The following is a 23284-nucleotide window of genomic DNA, read 5'->3' on the forward strand; positions in this document are numbered from 1 at the left end:
CGTCATCGGACAGATCATGCGCATCATCGTTGCCATCGCCTTCGTCCTGATTCTCGGCAGTCTGGCGTCCGCATTGTTTTTCATGATGCGGGACAAGGGCCGATCGAATCGCACCGTGCAATCGCTTGCGGTGCGTGTCGGCCTGTCGGTGACGCTGTTCCTGCTCATCCTGTTCGCCAACTGGATGGGCTGGATTCACAGCACGGGCATACGATACTGAGTCCCGCGCCACGCTCCTGCGGCAAATCGCCGCACCCTATCCTCGCTTTCGCCCTCGCTTTCGTCCTTTCTCTCGCTGCCTTCACGGGTTCTTCCTGCTTTCTGCCGGATTCCGCCACTCGACGCTCGCAAGGCATCGCACAACGTGGCACAACGGCGCCACGTTCGGGGCATCCAGCCTCGTGCGACATAAGGCCGCATTACGCCTACGTCGCGCCGATATCTCCCTGAAAGCCCCTACTGGCCTATCCGGCAATATCCCTGGTTTCGGCACATCAACCGGCCGCCCGGCGCTCCGTCGGACAACCGTCGCGAAAATGCAAACGCCGCCGGAAACCGGCGGCGTCCCAGAGCGAGGTCGGTATCGACGTCAGAGCCAGTAGACCACGACGTACAACCCGAGCCACACCACGTCCACGAAGTGCCAGTACCATGCGGCGCCTTCGAAGCCGAAGTGATGATCCGGTGTGAAGTGCCCCTTCATCAGACGGATCAGCATCACGGAGAGCATGATCGCGCCCAACATCACGTGGAACCCGTGGAAACCCGTGAGCAGGAAGAACGTCGAGCCGTACACGCCCGAGGTCAGCTTCAAGTTCAGTTCGGTGTAGGCGTGGTGATATTCGTACGCCTGGAAGCCGAGGAAGACGAAGCCGAGCACGACGGTGGCGAACAGCCAGAAGATCGCGCTGCCACGATGGTTCGCACGCAGCGCGTGGTGCGAGATCGTGAGCGTGACGCCAGAGGTCAGCAGCAGTGCCGTGTTGAGCGTCGGGATCGGCCACGGACCCATCGTCTCGAATGCATCGACCACGCCAGCCGGACCGGCGTTCGGCCACACGGCGGTGAAGTCAGGCCACAGCAGCTTGTTATCGAGGTCGCCGAGCCACGGCATCGCCAGCGTGCGTGCGTAGAACAGCGCACCGAAGAACGCCGCGAAGAACATCACCTCGGAGAAGATGAACCAGCTCATGCCCCAGCGGTAGGACACGTCGATGCGTCGCCCGTACAGACCGCCCTCCGACTCCGCGATCGAGTCGCCGAACCAGGCGCGCAGTACCCACAGCACCCACAGCAGGCCGAGCAACGCTGTCCACGGTGCCCACGATTGGCCGTTGACCCACGCGGCGGCCGAACCGAGCACCACCAGCAGGCCGACGCTGCAACTCACCGGATGGCGCGAGGGCGCCGGCACGAAGTAGTAAGGCGCTGTTTGGTGTTGACCACTCATTCTTATCTCTCCAGGCTTGATTCTCTTTGTCTATGCCATTCACGTCGCGAGCCGAATGGCGAGCTTCGCCAACAACACCAGCGCCACGACAAACAGGATGCCCCCGATCAGCCCCGCAACGATCAGATGCACAGGGTTGAGCTGTGCCATGTCGCGATCGTGATCGCGCCCCTTGCGCACGCCGAAAAACGACCAGAACACCGCACCGATGGTCTGGACGAACGACAGCTTGCGTTGGGTCGCCTCCTTCAGGTCATCCATTGCCGCCCTTGCCTCCTCCTGTCGCTCCTGCGTTCACCTCGCCAACCTGCGAACCCGTCGGGGCGTCCGCGCGCTGATCGCGCTGATTGGCATCGTTCTTGCCGAGATCAAAAAAAGTATAGGACAGCGTGATCGTATTCACATCCTTGGGCAGCTTCGTGTCCACCACGAACACCACCGGAAACTCCTTGGCCTCGCCGGCCCTGAGTGTCTGCTGCGTGAAGCAGAAACACTCGATCTTCTTGAAGTAGCTTGCCGCCTGTGCCGGGGCGTAACTCGGAATCGCCTGCGCGCGAACTTCGTGCGGCTGCTGATTCGCCACTTCGTACTCGATGGTCGCGATCTGCCCCGGGTGCACCGTCAGACTGCTCTTCGCCGGCTTGAAGCGCAGCGGTCCCTGCGCGTTGGCGTCGAACTCGACGGTAATCGTGCGGCTCTCGTCGACCTGCGAATTGCGCGCGCTGATTTCGGTCGTGCGATCGCCCAGCTGGTTGATGCCCACGAGATCGCAGAACGCGCGATAGAACGGCACCATCGCGTATCCAAAGCCGAACATCACCGCAACCAGCAGCAACAACTTGCTGAAGGTGCGCACGTTGATGCGTCGCAGGCCGCCCATTCAGATACCGCCCAGAAGTTTGGTCTTGATCATCACACCGACGAAGAACACCAGCACCACCGAGCCGAGAATCAGCCCGGTGCGCAGGTTCCTCGCGCGCTGTTCAGGACTGAGCGCCATGATCAATGCACCTTCGGCGGCGTCTCGAACGTATGGAACGGCGCCGGACTCGGCACGGTCCATTCCAGTCCTTCCGCACCGTCCCACGGCTTGGCTTCTGCCGCCTTGCCGCCGCGCCACGTCGGCAACGCCACCCAGAACAGGAAGTACACCTGCATCAGGCCGAAGCCGAATGCGCCGATGGTGGCCAACTGGTTGAAGTCCGTGAACTGCGCCGGATAGTCGGCGTAGCGACGCGGCATGCCCGCCAGACCCAGGAAGTGCATCGGGAAGAACGTCACGTTGAACGTGATGAGCGAGCCCCAGAAATGGAATTTGCCTCGCCACTCGTTGTACATGTGGCCGGTCCACTTCGGTACCCAGTAATAGAACCCTGAGAACAACGCGAAGAGTGACCCGGCCACTAACACGTAGTGGAAGTGCGCCACCACGTAGTAAGTGCCGTGCATCTGAATGTCGAGCGGCGCGAGCGAGAGGATCAGCCCCGTGAAGCCGCCCATCGTGAACACGAAGAGGAAGCCGACGGAGAAGAGCATCGGCGTCTCAAACGTGAGCGCGCCCTTCCACATCGTGGCGACCCAGTTGAAGACCTTCACGCCCGTGGGCACCGAGATCAGCATCGTCGCGTACATGAAGAACAACTGGCCCGTGACCGGCATGCCCGTCACGAACATGTGGTGTGCCCACACCATGAACGACAGAATCGCGATCGATGCCGTGGCGTACACCATCGAGCTATAGCCGAACAGCGGCTTGCGCGAGAACGCCGGAATCACCTGCGACACGATCCCGAACGCCGGCAAAATCATGATGTACACCTCCGGGTGTCCGAAGAACCAGAAGATGTGTTGGTACATGACCGGGTCGCCGCCACCCGCGGCGTTGAAGAACGACGTGCCGAAGTGGCGGTCGGTCAGCAGCATGGTGATCGCGCCGGCGAGCACCGGCATCACGGCGATGAGCAGATAGGCGGTGATCAGCCACGTCCACACGAACATCGGCATCTTCATGAGCGTCATGCCCGGTGCGCGCATGTTCAGGATCGTGACGATGATGTTGATCGCGCCCATGATCGACGACGCGCCGAGAATGTGCGCACCGAAGATCGCCAGATCCTGGCCCGGTCCCATCTGCACCGACAGCGGTGCGTACATCGTCCAGCCGGCAGCCGTGGCGCCGCCCGGCACGAGGAACGACGAGATCAGCAGCAGACCGCCAACCGGCAGCAACCAGAAGCTGAAGTTGTTCATGCGCGCAAACGCCATGTCCGACGCGCCGATCTGCAACGGGATCATCCAGTTCGCGAAGCCCACGAACGCCGGCATGATCGCGCCGAAAATCATCACCAGCCCGTGCATCGTGGTGAGCTGGTTGAAGAACTCCGGACGAATGAACTGCAGGCCCGGTTCGAACAATTCCGCACGGATCATCAGCGCCATCACGCCGCCCGAGAGCAGCATGACGAACGAGAAGATCATGTACATCGTGCCGATGTCCTTGTGATTCGTCGCGAACAGCCAGCGACGCCATCCGTGCGGATGGTCGTGCGCGTGATCGTCGTGACCCGCCACGTGATCGTGAGCGATGGAACTCATACCCAATCTCCTTGCTTCGAACTGGTCGAACGACTTAGCTGTTCTTCGCTGCACTGACGGCAGCATCGGCGGCACCGGCCGCATTGGCCGACTTGTTGCCGCGCGCTTCGCGCACCTGCGCCGGCTGAATGACGTCGCCGGTCTTGTTGCTCCACGAATTGCGCTCGTACGTGATGACGGCCGCAAGCTCCACGTCATTCAGATGCGACCAGTTCGGCATCGCATTCTTGCCATGCAGCACGATGCTGATGTGGTCAGCCACCGGGCCCGTCACGATCTTGCCGCCATCGAGCGCCGGGAACGCACCGCCGCCCTTGCCGTTCGGCTGGTGGCACACCGCGCAATTCGACGCGTAGACCTTCTGGCCTCGCTCCATCAATTCCTGCACGGTGTAGGTCTTGTTCGGATCGTCGGCCGACGCCGCCATCGCCTTCTTCTGCGTGTCGACCCACTTGTTGTAGTCGTCTTCCGAAACCACCTTCACGACCACCGGCATGAACGCGTGTTCCTTGCCGCACAGTTCCGTACAGAAGCCGCGATACTCACCGACCTTTTCCGCCTTGAACCACGTATCGCGCACGAAGCCCGGAATGGCGTCCTGCTTGATACCGAACGCCGGCACGTAGAACGAGTGAATGACGTCGTTGGCCGTGGTGATCAGACGCACCTTCTTGTTGACCGGCACGACCATCGGGTTGTCGACTTCCTGAAGATACGTGTTGCTCTTGGGCTCCGTGCCGTCGATCTGATTGCGCGGCGTGGAAAGCGTGGAGAGGAACTTGATGCCCTCGCCGTCGCCCTTCAGGTAGTCGTAGCCCCATTTCCACTGGTAGCCGGTCACCTTGATCGTGATGTCGGCGTTGGTGGTGTCTTTCATGGCGACAACGGTCTTCGTGGCGGGCAGCGCCATGAGAATCACAATGATGAACGGCACGACCGTCCAGATCACCTCGACCGTGGTGCTTTCATGGAAATTAGCGGGCTGATGGCCTTTGGATTTGCGGTGCTTGATGATCGAGTAGAACATCACGCCGAACACCGCGAGGAAGATCACCAGACAGATGATCAACATCATGGTGTGAAGGCTGTGAAGCTCTTCCGCGAGTTTCGTGACCGGCGGCTGGAAGTTGAGTTCGTTGACGGCCGGCCCCCCCGGCATATCCGTGACCGCCGCCAGTGCCGGAGCGCCGGCGAGCAGTGAGGCGCCCGCAAGGAAAGCCGCCAAGGCGTGTTTCGTTTTTTTCATAGCTTCCTTACCCAAAATTACCATCCAAATCCTCCCTGGCGGTCGCCCGAGATCGTCTCCATCTCTCAGGCCTGTTGGGCAAGACAACGGCGCAGCTCGCGCGCAAACGTTTCGCGGCGATGCGGCGCAAGATAGGCACCGACGGTGACCGAGCGGCTACCCGAGCGCAAGACAATGCGCGTACGCGGCGGCTTCTCGATGTCGATGCGCACCCAGCGGGGATTGAACTCGAATTGCGTCAACCTCTGTGCTGAACGTTGCTCGACCACAAGGCTCACGGGCGACAACCGAATGACCTCGTAATCTGTGGCATGCCGGGCATGAATGACGAACGCAACGCCCACCACGAGCAAGTCCAGGCCTGTAAACGGCAAGACCAACCACCCACCGCGCCACGCCGCAATCAAGGCAACACCCAATGAAACGGCGGCCAACGACAGGTAGAACAGGACAAACTGGCGCGGCGATATCGCGCAGTTACGCTTGTGCGTCCATTCCTTCGTCACCGATCCGGCATCGGAAGAAGAGGCTGCGAGCATCGCCGTCACCCGTGGGGCATTTTGGGTCTTTCATGTCCGACGGCCGGGAACTTGATGCGTCCGGGCCGCGACAAACTGCCGCATTATAGAACGCGCATTCTCCAAGCGACAACATTGATACCGAGTATTTGGCGCGCCATAGCATCCTCCTGAACCCATTGATGCAAAAGGGAAATCCGGTAATTCCCCTAGCGAAAAATCCCAGCGGCCGGGCAACTACGGGATACTCCCTATGCGTCGCCGGTTTGACACATTGCAACACGACGGCACTCGTTGCGGTGTCCTGAATACCCTGATCGACAACTTCGGAAATCGATGCTCCGCACTCGCTCCCGACGTCTGCCCTCGCATCGCCTCGCCCATCCATCGCACGATGCACTTCGCTGCGATGCGGGATTCGTCCGATATCCATCAACAGTAGACGGTGCAGCAGAATTCGCGTGCGACGTTATGTCGCGCCCCGCGTTTTCGGCGAGTTCGCTGCATTGCCGTTGTGCGCACGTGATGCCATGGCATGCGATGACTTGCGATAGCGACAGCACGGCGACGCCTCGCACACCGACTCAGCAACCGACGATGCGCGCGCTCATGAGACGCATGCTACAAGCGAAACATGTTCCCTACATCGTCATGCCATGCAAGCCACGCGCCGTCTCCCTCATCGCTCGTTTGCCGATGGCCTGAACGCGTTATCGGCAGCCACCGATTTCGACACGCTGTGCACGTTGCTGTCGTCGCTGTGCAGCGCGCTGCGGCAGCGCTACTTCTGCTATCGCGGCCAATTTCCGTTGCCGGATGGCACCACCTCGACGCCACGTCTCGCGAATCTGCCGCCGGCCTGGCAGACGCACTACGACGCGCAACACTTCGCCGCCATCGATCCGGCACTCGCCCTGGCTGCACGTCAACTGACGCCGGTGGAGTGGAAGCCCTCGCTGTATGCGTCCCCCGAAACCCGGCAACTGCTCAATGAACAACGCAAGGCGGGATTGCGCTTCGGCGTGACGTATCCGGTCTACACGCCATCCGGCGCCCTGGGAACGTTGAGCCTGTCTTCGCCGTGGCGCACACCGTCGTTGTCTATTGCTGCGCCCGCGCCACTTTCGCGTTCACGTCAGCCTCATGCGCAGACAACGACGCACGACTGCGCACAGACGTGGATGCAGCACGCCGGTGTCGCGCTGGCGACACACGTCCACGAAGCGGTGTGGCGCCTCGTGCAACGCGAGGCCGCACGTCGCAGTGCGCCCGTCCTCACGCCGCGCGAGCGTGAGTGCCTGAGGTGGGTGGCGAGAGGCAAGACGTCATGGGAGATCGGGCGCATCCTCCAGCGCGATGCATGCGCCACGTGTGACCCGCAACGCTTGCAGCGCCGCGAAGTGGTCTCCGGGACGGCTCACCGACAGACTGTCCGCCACGGTATCGGGCGTCACGGCCGTCGGCGCTTCAGGCAGCGCGCAAGTCTCATCGTTCTCCCGCCAGTCTTGCGAGATGCTGTTCGAGCTGCTGGCCTGCGCGGCCAGCAATCGCGGCACAGCGGACGTGACTCCCAATGCGTAGAGATCGAGAAATCCCGCAGCGATGCCGGACAGGATGTTGCCGTCAGCCGCTGCCGCGTTGCCTGCCATCGACCACATCGAGCAGCACGGACTGCGCACCTTCGAACAACACCTTTGCTCCCGCCTTGACACGCGTCGTGAGCCAACCACGGTCCGGTTCGACGTAAGCCCGCAGTCGTTGTGCCACGCCCGGCAAGCCCAGCAGCAGATCCGACATCTCCGCGACCCACGGCGACGTACCGCCATCCGCATTGATCATGCGAGTGAATATCTCCCGCATCGCCACCACGGTATCCGCCTCGTTGCCCAGCAGGTCGCCGAGCATCAAGTTGACGCGCGTGTCGTTGCGCACGCGCAAGGCGCGATCTGCATAGCAAGGTCCGATACCGTTTCCCGTCGTACCGATCGTCTCGCTGCCACGCCGGTCCATCGCAATGTGATGTGGCTGCACCAGCGCCGCACGCGCACTGATTCGCAGACGCCCCTCGAGCGAGATGCCCATCTGCCGCAATTGCTCGATCTCATCGGCCAGCTTCCACGGATTGATGGCGCACCCCGAACCGATGTACAGCATGGCATGTGGATGAAAGACACCCGAAGGGAGTTGTTTGAGCGCAATGCGCCCTTGCGGGGTGTCGATGGTGTGTCCGGCGTTTGCGCCGCCGTTAAAGCGAGCGATCACGTCATAGCCCGGGGCGAGGGCATCGATGATCTTCGCTTTGCCTTCGTCGCCGTATTGCAGCCCGACGAGGACGTCGGCGAAGCCGTCGGTGACAGGCGAATTCGAATCGCAGGAAGACGCGGAGGGGCAGGAAGGGGGAAGGAAAGCTGTGGTCATGCGCGTTGCAAATCAAAGTAAAAGCGAGGAACAGGTGCCTGCCGGTCGGCGAGGCGTTCATAGACCCAATGCCCGACGGCGATGTCGAGAATGCCGAGTCCAAAGGGTGAAAAGACAATGGGCCGATCACGGGCGGGCAGTTCTCCTCCGCACAGCAGATGCGGCAGCGAGGTCCTGACGAAGCGCCGGTGCCCCGTGGCGACCTCCGTGAGATGCAGCGATGTCATCGCCCGCAGGCAGTGGTCGATGTCGTCGACGACGTTGCAGGACGCCTGCACGATCGACGGCGCGAGATCGCGCAGCGACAGATGCAGCACGACCGGGCAGTGCGAGAACCACTCGGGATCGTGCAGATGGGGAGACGCCGCCGTGGTGGCGAACACGATCACGTCCGATTGCCGGATGGCATGCTCCAACGACGTTTCGGTACCCGGTGACGACATCGTTAAGAATCAGCACAGCGGAAGCGCGTGGCACACCCCGTTCGATGTTCCCGGGGAAACTCGATATCCACTTGATGCCCGTGATCGCCTCACCGTCATCGCCTTTATCACCGTCTTCGCTCCTATCGCCTTGGATATGCGCAGGCAGCGCGATGATGCGATTGCGCTGCGCCTCCGGGAATCGCAGAAACTGACTCTCCGGATTGACGGTGCGCCCGGCGTGGTGCGCGCGATACGCGGCTTCGACGGTAGCGAGGATGGCGCGCTTGCCGTCGCGAACGGCTGCGTCGACCTGCTCGCCTGTAAATACGCGAAACTGCGGTGTCGGAAGTGCGTTCATGACAGCGCGGGCGAAACCGTTTCGACGTCGTACGATGGCACGTCGGGCGACGCCGACGCCTTGTCGAACCCCTCGACACAGGAAGCCACCCAGTCCGGGTCGTAGATCGTATCGAGGTATTTGTCTCCCATATCCGGTGCGATGGCGACGACCGTGTCGCTCGCGGCAATCTCTGCCGAAGACATCTGTACCGCGCGCAACACACTGCCTGTGGACCCACCGGTAAGCAATCCGCGTTGTGCCAGCGTGCGGCACATCCGCACGGTATCGGCCTCGGGGACATAGACGATCGCATCGGGAGATTCGGCGTCCGGCGGCTCACACAGCGGCGGACGGCAACTGGTGCCGAGACCGGGAATACGACGCGGCCCCGGCGAGCCGCCGAAGGTGACCGAGCCTTGCGCATCCACGGCGACGACCCGGGTCGGCAAGCGATGCGCGCGTACGTAATGCAGACATCCCAGCAAGGTGCCCGTCGTGCCTGCACCGACGAAAAGATGATCGACATCGGGGTATGCCGAGAAGATCTCCGGCGCCGTCCATCGAAAATGCGCTCGCCAATTGGCCGGATTCGCGTATTGATTGACCCAGACACAACGCGGGTCTCGCGCGACCTGCTCCCGAATCCATGCGATGCGCGTCGCAAGATATCCGCCCTGTGCATCACGGCGATCGACGCGTACGACGCGAGCCCCTGCGGCCTGCATGGTTCGCACCGCCTGTCGCGATGTATTCGGGTCGGTCACACAAGTGAAGCGATAGCCGCGATTGGCACACACCAATGCAAGTGCCACGCCGAGATTTCCCGACGACGATTCGAGAATGCAGGTGTCCGCACGAATCCGATGCGTCGCTTCGAGATCGTCGATCAGTTGAAGCGCCGTCTTGAGCTTGATCGACCCCGCCGCGTTCAGCCCCTCCATCTTGAGAGACACAGATGCGGCGCAAAGACCTTCGATAGTGGTGAATACCGGGACCGTCGGGCGCAGGAACTCTGCATCGACACGCAGGTTCGGTAAGTCGCGCAGACGATCGCTTCGCGCAACTTCGATTGACTGTGGCACGGCCGACGTTTCGTGCTGATAACCCACTCCCCACCTCCCGAGAATTCGCCCAGCGGCGACACGATGACGTGGACGCCGTGAAGCCATATTTAAGCGAAGCAGCGGCGCGCGGAATACCTGCATGGTCGTGTAGGACGCAGGCTGCGGCTATGCGACGACAGGCGTCGGACAGCCATGTCCAGCCCGCCGTACAGCGGCTGACACGTGGGAAAAACGGGCAACAGGAAAGCGGGCGTAGAAAAAGAAATCGGCGGAAATTCCGCCGATTTCATCACCGTCATCCTTGCGAGGACGGGGGTTCCGGGGGACTGATGCGGGGCTTAGCGAGGCCGGCCGCCGCGACCGATGTCCTGAAGACGCACGACGGCATTGCCGGCGGCATCGGTCTTTTCAGGAATCTTCCAGGCGTGGCCGTAGACCAGTTCAAACGTCAGCGCGATGGTGCCGTCGCTGCCACGCTGGCGCTCCAATGCCTCACGCAGCGCCGCAAGTCGCGCCCGCCCAGTGAGGCCTCGACGACGTTCCGGCTGGGGATTCACGCCCAACAGACGCACGTCGCGCAGCAGGGTGTCAGGCGATTCGAACGTGAGCGTGAGCCGTTCCATATCGGTCACCGGGGTATCGAATCCGCTCGCCACCATCATGTCGCCCAGATCATGCATATCCGTGGGCTCCAGCGCATGCGGAACGTCATCGACTTCCGCCCAGGCAGCACGCAACTCACGCAGCGTATCCGGACCGTAGGCCGAAAACATCAGCAGACCATCGGTACTCAATACGCGGTGCCACTCGGGAATGACGCGATGCGGTTCGCGGTACCAGTGCAGCGCGAGGTTCGACCAGACGAGATCGAACGAGCGTGAGGCAAACGGCAGCGCCGAGAAATCGGCCTGCACCACGCCGTAGGGCGGCGTGCTGCGTAACAGGCGTCGCCAGCCGGTGGTCGCGCCCGCCGATGCTGCGGCCTTCGCCATGGCATAGGAGGCGTCCAGCCCTACGCGATACGCGTCGGGATAGCGCTCGCCGAAGTTCAACAGATCGCCGCCCGTGCCACAACCGGCATCCAGCACCCGCCGAGGCTTGAGCTTGATGTAATCGAGTCGGCTCGCCAGTCGCGACGCAACCTCGCGCATCAGGAAATCGGCATCCTGCCAGTTCGGGGCGCGACGATCGAATGCAGTGCGCAAAAAGCGTGCGGAGAACGCAGAGGACGGGTTTTGGGGAGCGTCGGAAGGCTTCATGGGACAGGCGAAAAGGCGAGTCGGCAGTATACTCGCTGCTGTCGGAATGCATCGGACACGGCCAAACGGCCACCCCACGTGCCTCGACGCCATATGAACGCGACCGATGGGGTTCACGAGGCAGAGGGAATCATTCCCCGCCCGCCCGTCCTCCGGTCACCTCTCAGCCAAGCCCTTACGCTCACCGCCGTGCCCATGCCCTCTTTCCCCTTCATGACGCCAGCCAGGCTCGCGAGCGGATTGTTGCGCATCGCGCTGCCGGATCACTGCGCCATTTGTCGGCGACGGGCGTCGAGGCAAATCTGCGAGGCGTGCGCGGTTGCCTTCGACGCTGCGCGTCCCGGTGCTTCGACGCGTTGCCACCGGTGCGCCATTGCATTGCCGCGGCCGACGCTGTGCCCGGAGGAAACGGTCGGGCTCGACCCGGAAAGTGCGACAATTTGTCGCACCCCGCCCCCCCTCCTGTGCGGCCCTTGTCTGCGACACCCGCCAGCGTTCGATGCGACGCTGACGCTCGCAGACTACGTGCCACCACTCGATACTTTGATGATTCGTCTGAAATACCACGGTGCTCTGCCGTTGGCGCGCGAATTCGGCGAACGCCTTGGCGACGTTCTGGCGAGCCGCGATCACGGGGGCGAGGCGCCATTGTTGGTGCCCGTGCCACTGGCACCTTCCCGGCTCGCGTCGCGCGGCTTCAATCAGGCATGGGAGCTCGCGCGTGTGGCCTCACGCCGGGCGCGTCTGCCTGCGAGTACGCAAATGCTGCACAGAGACCGCACGACTGTCGCGCAGCTACGTCTTTCCCGCGACGACCGGCGACGCAATCTGCGCGACGTATTTGTCGCAGATGGTCGTGTTCACGCCCGGCGTATCGTCCTGATCGACGACGTCATGACTACGGGGGCGACCTGCGATGCCGCGGCGGCCGCCCTCAAGCGTGCAGGCGCGACCCACGTCCTCGCCGCGGTCGTACTGCGCACGCCGCCCACTCCTTAACTTGCCCAACGCTCATGTTTAACGTCGTTCTCGTCAGCCCCGAAATTCCGCCCAATACCGGCAACGTGATTCGCCTGTGCGCCAACACGGGCGCACGCCTGCACCTGATCGAGCCGCTCGGCTTTCCGCTCGACGACGCACGCATGCGCCGCGCCGGCCTCGACTATCACGAGTACGCAGAGATGAAGGTGCATCGGGATTGGGCCGCGTTTCTGGCGTCGGAGTCGCCCGATCCCACACGCATGTTCGCGTTGACCACGCGCGGTTCGCGTCCGTTCGGTCAGTTGTCGTTCGCGCCCGGAGACTGGTTCGTCTTCGGATCGGAGACGCGAGGTCTCGACCCGGCATTGCTCGACACGTTCGAAACGACGCAGCGCGTGCGACTGCCGATGCGTCCCGGCAACCGCAGTCTCAACCTCTCGAATACGGTCGCCGTGGTGGTGTTCGAGGCATGGCGTCAGCAGGACTACGCCGGCGGGTCCTGACTCGCGAGTTCGCGTTGGTATGCCGCGAACATCGCCGCATCGAAACATACGAACTCCACGTGTTCGATGCCAGGGAAATGCGGTAGCGCGTCGCGCACGGTAAATACGGCAAGCGGTACGGCGAGCTCTGCCGGATAGCCATAAACACCGCAGCTGATGGCTGGAAACGCCACGCTTCGGCATCCATTCGCCGCAGCCAGACGCAAGCTCTCCCGATAGCAACTCGCGAGCAAAGCCGGCTCGTCGTGTGCGCCGCCATGCCACACAGGACCGACGGTATGGATCACGAATTTGGCTTTCAGGCGAAATCCGGGCGTGATCTTCGCCTGCCCGGTGCGGCAACCCTGGAGTTTTCGGCAGGCTTCGAGGAGTTCGGGGCCGGCAGCCCGATGGATCGCACCGTCGACGCCGCCACCGCCGAGCAGCGATTCATTCGCGGCGTTGACGATGGCATCGACCGTGGATTGCGTGATATCGCCCTGGGAGGCGTGAAGACGGACAACTTGCGACATGGGTAGGACTCCCTTGTTGCGAGTGTCGACGGCAGGACACCGTCGTCTGAGAAAGATCAGCCCTGAGGCGAGTCGTCCTCTCGCTCGGCGCGGGCATCGCGTCGCAGCAGCGCCTCGACGGCCGCGCGGGCAGGCAGCCCGTCGAACAGCGTCGCGCAGACGGCATCGGTAATCGGCATCTCGACGCCGTGGGCGCTCGCCAGATCGCGTACCGCACGGGCACATCTTACGCCCTCGGCAACGTGGCCCAGCGATGCGAGCACTTCGTCGAGCGACTTGCCCGACGCCAACTGCAACCCGACCGTCCGGTTACGCGACAGATCGCCGGTCGCCGTCAAAATCAGATCGCCAAGACCGGCCAGACCCATGAACGTCTCGGGCTTGCCGCCCAAGGCCACGCCCAGACGCGTCATCTCGGCCAGACCCCGCGTCACCAGCGCGGCACGCGCATTCAACCCGAGACCCAGGCCGTCGCTCACACCGGTGGCAATCGCCAGTACGTTCTTTACGGCGCCACCGACTTCGACGCCAACGAGATCGTCGCTCGAATAGATGCGTAGCGCGCCGAAGTGACAGGCCGCAATCGTCAGATCGCACAGGGACGGTACGGCGCTCGCAATCGTCAATGCCGCAGGCAGCCCCTGCGCCACTTCGCGTGCGAAGCTCGGCCCGGACAATGAGCCCCCGGCCACCGCAGGGAAGACCTCCGCAACGATCTGATGCGGCAACAGGCCGGTATCGGCCTCGAAACCCTTGCAAAGCCAGATCAGGTTCTGCGGTGCATTGGGCGCCTGCGCCATGTGCCCCGCCAGGGCACGCAGCCCCGCGACGGGTACGGCAGCCACACACAATGCGTGCTCGCCCGAGCCGTGCGCCATCGCCGTCGCGAAGTCGGATTCGAATCGCAGACGGGGGGACAACGGGGAACCGGGGAGATAAGCGGAATTCTCGTGAGAGGCGGTCAATTGCGCCACGAGCGCAGCATCGCGCGCCCACAGAACAACGTCATGGCGTGCGGCCATGTGACTCGCCATCGCGGTGCCCCAGGCACCTGCACCGAATACGGCAATCTTCATGAAGGGGACCTCGACGCCATCGCCGGCTCGGAGCCGGCCACGGCGTCGATGAAGCGCAAGCGCTTAGTGAGTCTGAGCGGACGAGCCGTCGGGCATCACAATGCCCGGGGCCGGCGTCTCGCCGTTGGCGGCTTGTTGCTCGGCCAGTTGCGCCAGACGTTGCTCGTAGAGCGCCTGGAAATTCACTTCCGCCAGATGGATCGGCTGGAAGCCGGCACGGCTGATCGTGTCGGCCACGTTCGCACGCAGATACGGGTAGACGATCGTCGGGCAGGCAATGCCGATGAGCGGGTCGAGCTGCTCGACCGGCACGTTACGGATTTCGAAGATGCCAGCCTGCTTGCCTTCGACCAGGAAAGCGACCTTGTCCTTGATCTTGGCCGTCACGGTGGCGATCACGGCGACTTCGAAGATTTCTTCGGCCAGGCGCTCTGCCGCCACGTCCAACTGCACTTCAACGGTCGGCATCTCCTGCTCGAGGAAGATCGCGGGCGAATTCGGCTGCTCGAGCGACAGATCTTTCAGGTAAGCGCGCTGGATGCTGAAAAACGGCTGATTCTGGTCGGACATTTCGTTTCCTTGGAATGAAGACAGCCGCGCAGTCACGCGGCTGGGCGCCTATTTTGCAGGCGGTATCAGGCGGCTTGCAAGAGCGGCACGAGACCACCGGCACGATCGAGCGCCGAAAGATCGTCGTAACCGCCAATATGACGCTCGTCGATGTAAATTTGCGGTACGGTCCGACGCCCCGTGCGCGTCATCATTTCTTCGCGGCGGGCGGGTTCCTTGTCGATCAGGATCTTCTCGATTTCCTGAACCCCACGCTGGCGCAGCAGACGTTCCGCCATCTGGCAGTACGGGCACACTTGCGTGCTATACATCACGATCTTCGGCATGACTTGCAACTCCTGGATTACTTGACGACCGGCAGGCCGGCTTCCTGCCAGGCGGCGACGCCGCCCTGGAGGCTGAACGACTCAGCATAACCAAGATTGCGAAGCAGCGTCTGAGCGCGCGCCGAGCGCTGACCGCTCTTGCACACGATCAGTACCGGGGCAGCCTTATTCTTGATGATGCCCGCGACCTTTTGTTCGACGTCGTCGAGCGGCACGTTGCGCGCGGATGGCAGGTGGCCGGTGGCAAATTCCTCTGCCGTACGGACATCGAGCACCACGGCGCCCTTGCGGTTAATGAGCTGGGTCGCTTCCATGGTCGACAGACCGCGACCGCCGCGCTTGAATACCGGCCAGGCCAGCATGCCGCCCGAAACGAGGGCGATGGCGATCAGCGCAAGGTTGGTGTAATCGGCAAAGAACTTCACAAACCACCTGAAAATAATCAAAAGAATCCGATCATTATAAAATATTCCGTGATTGCGCCGACGGGTGTCGTTGCCAATCGTTGCGCCGGACGTCGGCCGCGGCTTTTTTCGAGCGCCGAACGTCCCCTGGAACGCCATGCCAAACCCTTGCCGGGCTTGGCGGCGGCCGGTGCGACGACCTACCCCCGCCCCCTGTCGGCTGCCCCCGCTTTCCTACTCTGACTGAAGTTTGCTCATGTACAAGCTCGTTCTTATCCGCCACGGCGAATCGACGTGGAACAAAGAAAACCGGTTCACCGGCTGGGTCGACGTCGACCTGACCGAAAAGGGCGTTGCCGAAGCCGCTCAGGCCGGCAAGCTGCTCTCCGACGCCGGTTTCAAATTCGATCTGGCCTACACCTCGGTGCTCAAGCGTGCCATCCGCACGCTGTGGCACGTGCAGGACGCCATGGACCAGATGTGGATCCCGGTGGTGCATAGCTGGCGTCTCAACGAGCGTCACTACGGTGCGCTCGCCGGCCTGAACAAGGCTGAGACAGCCGCGAAGTATGGCGACGATCAGGTCCACGTGTGGCGTCGCAGCTACGACACGCCGCCGCCCCCGCTGGCCGAGAACGACGAACGCAGCTCGTTCAACGACCCGCGCTACGCCAAGCTCAAGCGCGAAGAAATCCCACTCACCGAGTGCCTGAAGGACACGGTGGCGCGCGTGCTGCCGCTGTGGAACGAGTCGATTGCACCGGCCGTGCGTGCCGGCAAGCAAGTGCTCGTGGCCGCCCACGGCAACTCGCTGCGTGCGCTCATCAAGCACCTCGACAATATTTCGGACGACGATATCGCCGGCCTGAACATCCCGAACGGCACGCCGCTCGTGTATGAACTGGACGCCGACCTGAAGCCGATCCGTCACTACTACCTCGGCGATCAGGAAAAGATTGCCGGCGCGCTGGCCGCTGTCGCCGCGCAAGGCAAGTCGAAGTAAGCATCGTGCAAGGTCCGCGACGACTGCGCCCCGAGCGGGTCGTCGCACCTGACAGCCACGCCATCTTCCCGCCATCCGCATCGAGCGCCCCGGGAAACTCCCTATACGCTGCCACGCCAGCCCCGCGCGGCGTAATACGCGGTAACACGATCCCGACCCCGCCAGCGGCTTTCGCCTGAGACTTTCCGAAACCTCCCAAGCCGCGTCCCGACGGCCAATGCCGCGCACTATCAGGCGACGTTCGCCGAAGTTCGCGTCACAACGTCGCATTGAATGGAACTTTTCGTAGAACCACTCAGGAAAACTACCTGTCGAATGGGCAATGTCCCGCCTGCGGGCAAACGGTTATACTTCGCCAAAGTGCGCGCGCCCATTGGGGTGCGCCCCAAAATTCCGGGAAATTCCACGCCTATATGCGCCAAACCCTCAAACACATCGGCCTGATCGTGCTGGGCCTTGCGACCGGTGCGGCAGCCACCCTCGCGTTCTCTCAGGCTTCCGCACAAAGCGCTACCACGCCGTTGCCGCTCGAACAGCTTCGTCTGCTCGCCGAAGTGTTCGGTCAGATCAAGCGCGAATACGTGCAGCCGGTCGACGACAAGAAGCTGCTGACCGCAGCCATCAAGGGCATGGTGTCGAGCCTCGATCCGCACTCGTCGTACCTCGACAAGGACGAATACAAGGAACTGCAAGAGCAGACGCGCGGCCGCTTTGCGGGTCTCGGTATCGAGATCTCGCAGGAAGACGGTCTCGTGAAGGTGATCTCCCCCATCGAAGACAGCCCGGCGTTCAAGGCCGGCCTGAAGCCGGGCGACCTGATCACCCGCATCGACGACAAGCCCGTACGCGGCATGACGCTCGACCAGGCGGTCAAGCGCATGCGTGGCGCCCCGGGCAGCAAGGTCACGCTGACGATCTTCCGCAAGTCGGAAGAGCGCACGTTCCCGGTCTCCATCGTGCGTGCCGAGATTCGCGTGCAGAGCATCAAGGGCAAGATCCTCGAACCGGGTATCGGCTACGTCCGTATCACGAGCTTCCAGGAACGCACCGTGCCGGATCTGGCCAAGAAGCTCCAGGAACTGGCCAAGGACCAGCCGCTCAAGGGCCTGATCCTCGACCTGCGTAACAACGGCGGCGGCATTCTCCAGTCGGCCGTCGGTGTGTCCGCCGCGTTCCTGAAGGAAGGCGCCGTGGTCGTGTCGACCAACGGTCAGATCGAAGACGCCAAGCAGACGTACAAGGCCACCTTCGACAACTACCGTCTGTCGGCCAGCCCAGAAGATCCGCTCAAGGGTGAAGCGCCGTTCTGGAAGACGGTGCCGATGGTCGTGCTGGTGAACGCTTACTCGGCGTCGGCTTCGGAAATCGTGGCAGGTGCACTGCAAGACTCGAAGCGCGCCACGATCATGGGCAAGACGACGTTCGGCAAGGGCTCGGTGCAGACTGTGCGCCAACTGTCGCCGGATACTGCGCTGCGTCTGACCACGGCTTACTACTACACGCCGAGCGGCCGCTCGATCCAGTCCATCGGTATCAAGCCGGACGTGCCGGTCGACCAGAATCCGAAGGGCGATCCGGACGACGTGCTGGTGACGCGCGAAATCGATTACCAGAACCACCTGCACAACACGCAAACGCCTGACGAGCAGAAGGAAATCGACGCCCGCGAAGCCCGCCGCCTGGAAGAACTGCGCCGCCTCGAAGAAGAGAACGCGAAGAAGACGCCGGAAGAGCGCAAGAAGGAACGCGAAGAACGCCTGCCGGATCTGGGCAGCGCCGACGACTTCATGCTCCAGCAGGCTATTCACCAGATCAAGGGCGAGCCGGTCCTGCGCACGAAGTCGCGTCTGGAAGCAAACGCCGGCCCGCTGCCGAAGGACGCTGCCAAGGCCGCAACGCCTGCCGCCGGCGCCAAGACGGATCCGAAGACGGACACCGTCGTACCGGCCAAGCCGACGGACAAGAAGTAAGCATCCGCTTTACACTACAAACCGTGCCCGCGAAAGCCGGCACGGTTTTTTTATCCCTTTGCGTGTTGCGATGAACGACGATCAGTTGCTGCGTTACTCCCGTCATATCCTGCTCGACGAACTCGGTATCGAGGGACAGGAGCGTCTGCTCGCCGCCCACGCGGTCATCGTCGGCGCCGGTGGTCTCGGCTCACCGGCAGCGCTTTATCTGGCGGCGTCCGGCGTCGGACGCCTCACGCTGATCGATGACGATGTCGTCGATCTGACCAACCTGCAACGCCAGATCCTTCACGACACACAAAGTGTGGGCCAGCCCAAGGTGGAATCCGGGCGGGCGCGCATTGCACAGATCAATCCGGGCGTGGTTGTCGACGTCATCAACGAGCGCGTGGACGAAGCCCGGCTCACGGCGATCGCGCGCGACGCTACGGTCGTGCTCGACGGCTCGGATAACTTCGCCACACGTCACGCGGTCAATCGCGCCTGCGTGGCGGCGGGCGTGCCGCTCGTCTCCGGCGCCGCTCTGCGCTTCGACGGACAGATCAGCGTGTTCGACGTGCGTAACGACGCGTCGCCCTGCTATGAGTGCATCTTCCCCGCCGACGAGCCGTTCCCCGAACAGGCGTGTGCCACGATGGGCGTTCTGGCGCCGCTCGTGGGCATCATCGGCAGCATGCAGGCCGCTGAGGCGATCAAGCTGATTACCGGCGTCGGCACGCCGCTCGTGGGGCGTCTCCAGATGCTCGACGGACGCAAGATGAGTTGGCACACCATGCACTGTGCCCGCAATCCGGAGTGCAAAGTCTGCGGACAGCGCCACTGACGGCATGGGAAATGGCCGACGATGCACTCGGCGGCACCCCAAATTTCGAACACAAAAAAAGCGGACAGCCCTGTAAAGGACCGTCCGCTTCTCGTTTCGCGTAACGCGAAAGCCTTCTTCCCGCCTCTCGGTCAGGCCACCGCCAAACGGGCCAGCGCCGCCTGCATTTCTTCCGGTTCGGTCGCCGCGAGCAGCTCCTGCACCGGGCGCTCCAGATCCGGCAAGTGCGCCCGCAGGATCTCCTGCTTGACCTGAAGCAACTGACTCGGGTGCATCGAAAACTCGCGCAGCCCCATGCCGAGCAGCAGACGGGTTGCCGTCGGGTCCCCCGCCATCTCGCCACAAACCGCGACCGGCACACCGAATGCGTGCGCCTCGCGAATCGTCATGGCGATCAGACGAAGGACCGCCGGATGCAGCGGGTCGTAGAGATGCGCCACGGCGTTATCCGCACGATCGATCGCCAGCGTGTACTGAATCAGGTCGTTCGTGCCGATGGACAGGAAGTCGAGCCGTTTGAGGAACATCGGCACCGTGAGCGCGGCGGCGGGCACTTCGATCATCGCCCCGAGCTTGACGTTCGGGTCGTAGAGCAGACCCGCAGCGTCGAGCTGCGCCTTTGCTTCGCGCACGAGTTCGAGCGTCTGATCGATTTCCTGCGCATGCGCAATCATCGGGAACAGAATCTGCACCTTGCCGAACGCCGACGCCCGCAGAATCGCCCGCAGTTGCGTCAGGAACATGCGCGGCTCGGACAGGCTCCAGCGAATAGCGCGCAGTCCCAACGCCGGATTCGGCGCGGTCTCGTACGTCTCGTGACTGTCGAGCGGCTTGTCGGCCCCCACGTCGATGGTCCGGATCGTGAGCGGCAAGCCCTGCATCGATTCGACCGCGCGCTTGTAGGCCTCGAACTGCGCCTCTTCCTCAGGCGCCTCCTCCTCGTTCATGAAGAGGAATTCGGTGCGGAACAGCCCCACGCCGACAGCGCCGGCTGCCACCGCAGTCTTGGCGTCTTCCGGCAGTTCGATGTTGGCGAGCAACTCGATGTGCGTGCCGTCAATGGTCTGCGCAGGCGAATGCTTCAGGCGCTGCAAACGCCGCTCTTCCAGCGCACGCTCGCTTTGCCGGTAGCTGTACTCTTCGAGCACGATCGGTGCGGGATCGACGATGACGATGCCGTGATCGCCGTCGATGATGATCACGTCGTCCTGCTTGATGAGCAGGCTGGCCTGCGCAACGCCGACCGCCGCCGGAATACCCAGGCTGCGGGCGACGATGGCCGTGTGCGACGTCTTGCCGCCGAGGTCCGTGACGAAGCCCTTGAACGTCTGCGACTTGAATTGCAGCATGTCGGCGGGCGCGATGTCGCGGGCCACGACGATCATGTCGTCGCGCGGCGTCTCGGCCACTACATGGCGGATACCGGGCGCACCGGCGAGCGCCTTGAGCACACGCTCGGTCACCTGTTCGATGTCCGCACGACGCTCGCGCAGGTATTCGTCTTCGATGTCTTCGAAACGCGCAACGAGCACGTCGAGCTGCGTCGTGAGCGCCCATTCCGCGTTGTAGCGACGCTCGCGAATGAGCTTGACCACGGCATCGACGAGCAGCGTGTCGTTGAGGATCAGGGAGTGAACGTCGAGAAACGCGCCCATCTCGCCCGGGGCGTCGTCCGGCAACTCCGCTTTTAGCGTGTCGAGTTCTTGCTGGACGGTCGCCTGAGCGCTTTCGAAGCGCGCGACCTCATCGTCGATCTGGCTGGGATCGAGCAGATAGTGCGGGACATCGAGCGTGGCGGGCGCGAGCAGATACGCGCGTCCGATCGCGATGCCCCGGGAAACGGGAATGCCGTGCAGGGTGAAAGACAAGGAAGTCTCCCCAGTTCAGAGGCGGGTGATTCGACCGAAATCTGTGTGTGCTGTCTTCGGCGACAGTGCGCGGCGGTGCGGCGAAAACACGGCCGGGCGTTACTCTCCTTCGCCGAACTTGTTCGCGATCAGGTCGAGAATTTCCTGCATGGCCTGCGCTTCGTCCGAGCCTTCGGTTTCGACTTCGACCTTCGAGCCGATCCCCGCCGCCAGCATCATGACGCCCATGATGCTCTTCGCATTGATACGCCGACCGTTACGGGTCAGCCAGACCTCACTCTGAAATTTCGCCGCCAGTTGCGTCAGCTTTGCGGATGCCCGGGCGTGCAAGCCCAATTTATTTACGATCGTCGTTTCTTGTCGAAGCATGTTTCAGTGTGACGTAGTGTGTGTGGCCGGCGCACCCGCGCCGACTTCCAGAATACCTTTAGATCCGCCCGAAAGCACCTTCTCCGCCAGCGTGTCGAGCGGCACCGAGCGATAGCACACCGCCTTGATGAGCATCGACAGGTTCACCCCTGCGAGCACACGCACTTTCGGTCCTACCAGCTGCGCCGCCACGTTCGACGGCGTCGCCCCGAACAGATCGGTGAGGACCAGCACGCCGTTCTCTTCGCGCAGTTGCGCGAGGCGTTCTTTGGCGACGTCTACGAGCGCCGCTGTGTCCTGGTCAGGGACAACGTCGATCGCGCTGATGCGCGAAGGACAACCGCCGTAGATGTGCGAAACGCACTCGCGAAGGGCCGAAGCCAGCGGTGCGTGGGCAATGATCAGAATTCCAGCCATGATGCTAGGCGCGCCGGGCGCCGCGAGTGTTCGGGATACAAACACAACGACGAACGCGAACCTGTCGATTTTGGGATTCTTATTTTAGCAGGCGCGCCAAAATCCCGAATTAATCCTGAAATTTCATCAGGTTAGGGGCTGCTACCGACGGGATTGCCGCCGCGCGACCCCAATGTCCGTCAGACGGCCAGTTCCAGCGCGTCGATGAACATCTTCGGCACGTCGAAACCGGTTTGATCCGTGATTTCCTGGAAGCACGTCGGGCTCGTGACGTTCACTTCCGTGAGGTAATCGCCAATCACGTCGAGGCCCACGAGCAGCAGACCGCGTTGCCAGAGAACCGGCGCCAGCGACTCGGCAATCTCACGATCGCGCGCCGACAGATCGCGCGCCTCGCCAAGGCCACCCGCGGCGAGGTTGCCGCGCACTTCGTTGCCCTGAGGAATACGCGCGAGCGAATGCGGTACCACTTTGCCGCCGATCACGAGCACACGCTTGTCACCCAACTTGATGTCGGGAATGAAGCGTTGCGCCATCACCGAACGGGCACCGTTCTCGCCCAGCATCTCGATGACGGAGCCGAGGTTGCGGCCGTCCGGGCCGATGCGGAACACGCCCGTACCCCCCATGCCGTCGAGCGGCTTGTAGATCACGTCGCCATGTTCGGCGTGAAAGGCCCGCAGACGCCCCGCATCGCGCGTCACCAGCGTCGGCGCCACGAACTGCCGGAATTCGGCAATCGCCAGCTTTTCGGAATGGTCACGAATCGCGCTCGGTTTGTTGAACACACGCGCACCGGCACGCTCGGCGATCTCCAGCAGCCACGTGGAGTTGATGTACTCCATGTCGAACGGCGGGTCCTTGCGCATGAGCACGGCGTCGAATTCGGTCAGCGCTGCAACGCGCGTCTCCACGACTTCGTACCAGGCGTCGGCATCGCCCGTAAGACGAATTTCCTTCACACGCGCATCGACCGTCGCGCCTTGCCACGCCATCTCGTGCGGCTCGCATGCAAAGATGCGGTGCCCGCGACGCGCACCTTCGCGCATCATCGAGAACGTGGTGTCCTTGTAGATCTTGAATTGGTCGAGCGGGTCGGCGATAAAGAGAATCTGCATCGATCGGCGGGAGTCTTGGGGGTTCGGAT

26 protein-coding genes and 3 pseudogenes are annotated in these 23284 nt (G+C 62.7%); 7 read left to right on the plus strand and 22 right to left on the minus strand.

Annotated elements, in window-relative coordinates:
• The first annotated feature begins 16 nt into the window (after positions 1-16).
• Positions 17-220 (plus strand): twin transmembrane helix small protein, encoded by a 204-nt coding sequence (locus A9762_RS02120; protein ID WP_044453748.1) that lies wholly within the window; start codon positions 17-19, stop codon positions 218-220.
• 369 nt (positions 221-589) lie between these two features.
• Here A9762_RS02120 and A9762_RS02125 read toward each other — a convergent pair whose 3' ends face one another.
• From A9762_RS02125 to A9762_RS02150, 7 genes and pseudogenes are all read right to left on the minus strand, one after another.
• Complete coding sequence (locus A9762_RS02125) at positions 590-1450, minus strand: cytochrome c oxidase subunit 3 (RefSeq protein ID WP_069340357.1); 861 nt, start codon at positions 1448-1450, stop codon at positions 590-592.
• A gap of 39 nt (positions 1451-1489) precedes the next feature.
• Positions 1490-1711 carry a DUF2970 domain-containing protein gene (locus tag A9762_RS02130; RefSeq protein ID WP_069340358.1) on the minus strand — a complete coding sequence of 74 codons (222 nt, stop codon included), beginning with the start codon at positions 1709-1711 and terminating at the stop codon, positions 1490-1492.
• Positions 1704-2330 carry a cytochrome c oxidase assembly protein gene (locus A9762_RS02135; RefSeq protein WP_069340359.1) on the minus strand — a complete coding sequence of 209 codons (627 nt, stop codon included), beginning with the start codon at positions 2328-2330 and terminating at the stop codon, positions 1704-1706. Before A9762_RS02135 ends, A9762_RS02130 begins: the two co-directional genes overlap by 8 nt.
• A complete protein-coding gene (locus tag A9762_RS29120) occupies positions 2331-2450 on the minus strand; it encodes a cytochrome oxidase small assembly protein (protein ID WP_217426338.1) in 120 nt (39 codons plus the stop codon). It lies immediately after the preceding gene.
• Positions 2451-2452: 2 nt separating this feature from the next.
• Entirely contained in the window at positions 2453-4045 is a 1593-nt protein-coding gene (gene ctaD / locus A9762_RS02140; RefSeq protein WP_069340360.1) for a cytochrome c oxidase subunit I, read from the minus strand.
• 46 nt (positions 4046-4091) lie between these two features.
• Positions 4092-5315 (minus strand): annotated as a pseudogene (coxB, locus tag A9762_RS02145) (cytochrome c oxidase subunit II); the annotation flags it as partial.
• Positions 5316-5356: 41 nt separating this feature from the next.
• Positions 5357-5830, minus strand: a complete 474-nt coding sequence (locus A9762_RS02150) for a DUF2244 domain-containing protein (protein WP_069340362.1) — start codon at positions 5828-5830, stop codon at positions 5357-5359.
• A 635-nt stretch (positions 5831-6465) separates the two neighbouring features.
• On the opposite strand from A9762_RS02150, the pseudogene A9762_RS29345 reads away from it, so the two are divergent.
• Positions 6466-7122, plus strand: a pseudogene (locus A9762_RS29345) (autoinducer binding domain-containing protein); the annotation flags it as partial.
• Positions 7123-7134: 12 nt separating this feature from the next.
• Here the strand turns inward: A9762_RS29345 and A9762_RS29125 are convergent.
• From A9762_RS29125 to A9762_RS02175, 6 genes and pseudogenes are all read right to left on the minus strand, one after another.
• A complete protein-coding gene (locus tag A9762_RS29125; protein WP_069340363.1) occupies positions 7135-7458 on the minus strand; it encodes a hypothetical protein in 324 nt (107 codons plus the stop codon).
• The gene (locus A9762_RS02160) at positions 7433-8227 is read right to left on the minus strand and encodes an adenylosuccinate synthetase (RefSeq protein WP_240493409.1); all 795 of its coding nucleotides are present in this window, start codon (positions 8225-8227) and stop codon (positions 7433-7435) included. The genes A9762_RS29125 and A9762_RS02160 overlap by 26 nt, the downstream gene beginning before the upstream one ends.
• Positions 8224-8670, minus strand: coding sequence for a hypothetical protein (locus A9762_RS29130; protein ID WP_069340364.1), 447 nt, complete (start codon positions 8668-8670; stop codon positions 8224-8226). Before A9762_RS29130 ends, A9762_RS02160 begins: the two co-directional genes overlap by 4 nt.
• Before the next feature lie 34 nt (positions 8671-8704).
• Positions 8705-9010: pseudogene (locus tag A9762_RS29350) on the minus strand (hypothetical protein); the annotation flags it as partial.
• A complete protein-coding gene (gene sbnA, locus A9762_RS02170; protein ID WP_240493410.1) occupies positions 9007-10074 on the minus strand; it encodes a 2,3-diaminopropionate biosynthesis protein SbnA in 1068 nt (355 codons plus the stop codon). The gene sbnA and the pseudogene A9762_RS29350, both read right to left, overlap by 4 nt.
• Before the next feature lie 320 nt (positions 10075-10394).
• Complete coding sequence (locus tag A9762_RS02175) at positions 10395-11315, minus strand: methyltransferase domain-containing protein (protein WP_069340365.1); 921 nt, start codon at positions 11313-11315, stop codon at positions 10395-10397.
• A gap of 546 nt (positions 11316-11861) precedes the next feature.
• Here A9762_RS02175 and A9762_RS28785 point away from each other — a divergent pair.
• Positions 11862-12314: a ComF family protein gene (locus A9762_RS28785; RefSeq protein ID WP_083253545.1), complete on the plus strand. Its 453-nt coding sequence runs from the start codon at positions 11862-11864 to the stop codon at positions 12312-12314.
• 14 nt (positions 12315-12328) lie between these two features.
• On the plus strand, positions 12329-12799 hold the full coding sequence (gene trmL / locus A9762_RS02185) for a tRNA (uridine(34)/cytosine(34)/5-carboxymethylaminomethyluridine(34)-2'-O)-methyltransferase TrmL (RefSeq protein ID WP_069340366.1): 471 nt from the start codon (positions 12329-12331) through the stop codon (positions 12797-12799).
• Here trmL and A9762_RS02190 read toward each other — a convergent pair.
• From A9762_RS02190 to A9762_RS02210, 5 genes are all read right to left on the minus strand, one after another.
• Positions 12781-13311, minus strand: a complete 531-nt coding sequence (locus A9762_RS02190; protein ID WP_069340367.1) for an O-acetyl-ADP-ribose deacetylase — start codon at positions 13309-13311, stop codon at positions 12781-12783. The genes trmL and A9762_RS02190 overlap by 19 nt on opposite strands.
• 56 nt (positions 13312-13367) lie before the next feature.
• Positions 13368-14387, minus strand: a complete 1020-nt coding sequence (locus A9762_RS02195) for an NAD(P)H-dependent glycerol-3-phosphate dehydrogenase (RefSeq protein ID WP_069340368.1) — start codon at positions 14385-14387, stop codon at positions 13368-13370.
• A 63-nt stretch (positions 14388-14450) separates the two neighbouring features.
• The gene (gene secB / locus A9762_RS02200) at positions 14451-14957 is read right to left on the minus strand and encodes a protein-export chaperone SecB (RefSeq protein WP_039395381.1); all 507 of its coding nucleotides are present in this window, start codon (positions 14955-14957) and stop codon (positions 14451-14453) included.
• A 65-nt stretch (positions 14958-15022) separates the two neighbouring features.
• Positions 15023-15283: a glutaredoxin 3 gene (grxC, locus tag A9762_RS02205; RefSeq protein WP_023597820.1), complete on the minus strand. Its 261-nt coding sequence runs from the start codon at positions 15281-15283 to the stop codon at positions 15023-15025.
• A gap of 17 nt (positions 15284-15300) precedes the next feature.
• Entirely contained in the window at positions 15301-15708 is a 408-nt protein-coding gene (locus tag A9762_RS02210) for a rhodanese-like domain-containing protein (protein ID WP_069340369.1), read from the minus strand.
• Positions 15709-15943: 235 nt separating this feature from the next.
• Between A9762_RS02210 and gpmA the strand changes: the two genes are divergently transcribed.
• The 3 genes from gpmA to A9762_RS02225 all read left to right on the plus strand — a co-directional run bounded on the left by gpmA (position 15944) and on the right by A9762_RS02225 (position 19483).
• Positions 15944-16690 (plus strand): 2,3-diphosphoglycerate-dependent phosphoglycerate mutase, encoded by a 747-nt coding sequence (gene gpmA / locus A9762_RS02215; RefSeq protein ID WP_069340370.1) that lies wholly within the window; start codon positions 15944-15946, stop codon positions 16688-16690.
• Positions 16691-17103: 413 nt separating this feature from the next.
• A complete protein-coding gene (locus A9762_RS02220) occupies positions 17104-18660 on the plus strand; it encodes a S41 family peptidase (protein ID WP_069340371.1) in 1557 nt (518 codons plus the stop codon).
• A gap of 70 nt (positions 18661-18730) precedes the next feature.
• A complete protein-coding gene (locus tag A9762_RS02225) occupies positions 18731-19483 on the plus strand; it encodes a molybdopterin-synthase adenylyltransferase MoeB (RefSeq protein WP_069340372.1) in 753 nt (250 codons plus the stop codon).
• Positions 19484-19614: 131 nt separating this feature from the next.
• Here the strand turns inward: A9762_RS02225 and ptsP are convergent, their stop codons facing one another.
• The 4 genes from ptsP to gshB all read right to left on the minus strand — a co-directional run bounded on the left by ptsP (position 19615) and on the right by gshB (position 23255).
• Complete coding sequence (gene ptsP / locus A9762_RS02230; RefSeq protein WP_069340373.1) at positions 19615-21351, minus strand: phosphoenolpyruvate--protein phosphotransferase; 1737 nt, start codon at positions 21349-21351, stop codon at positions 19615-19617.
• Between the two features lie 99 nt (positions 21352-21450).
• The gene (locus tag A9762_RS02235; RefSeq protein ID WP_047906779.1) at positions 21451-21720 is read right to left on the minus strand and encodes an HPr family phosphocarrier protein; all 270 of its coding nucleotides are present in this window, start codon (positions 21718-21720) and stop codon (positions 21451-21453) included.
• Positions 21721-21723: 3 nt separating this feature from the next.
• Positions 21724-22137: a PTS sugar transporter subunit IIA gene (locus tag A9762_RS02240; RefSeq protein WP_069340374.1), complete on the minus strand. Its 414-nt coding sequence runs from the start codon at positions 22135-22137 to the stop codon at positions 21724-21726.
• Between the two features lie 179 nt (positions 22138-22316).
• Positions 22317-23255, minus strand: coding sequence for a glutathione synthase (gene gshB, locus A9762_RS02245; protein WP_069340375.1), 939 nt, complete (start codon positions 23253-23255; stop codon positions 22317-22319).
• Between the last annotated feature and the right edge of the window lie 29 nt (positions 23256-23284).

Origin of the sequence: Pandoraea sp. ISTKB (assembly GCF_001721285.1) — a bacterium.
Lineage (GTDB): Bacteria > Pseudomonadota > Gammaproteobacteria > Burkholderiales > Burkholderiaceae > Pandoraea > Pandoraea capi.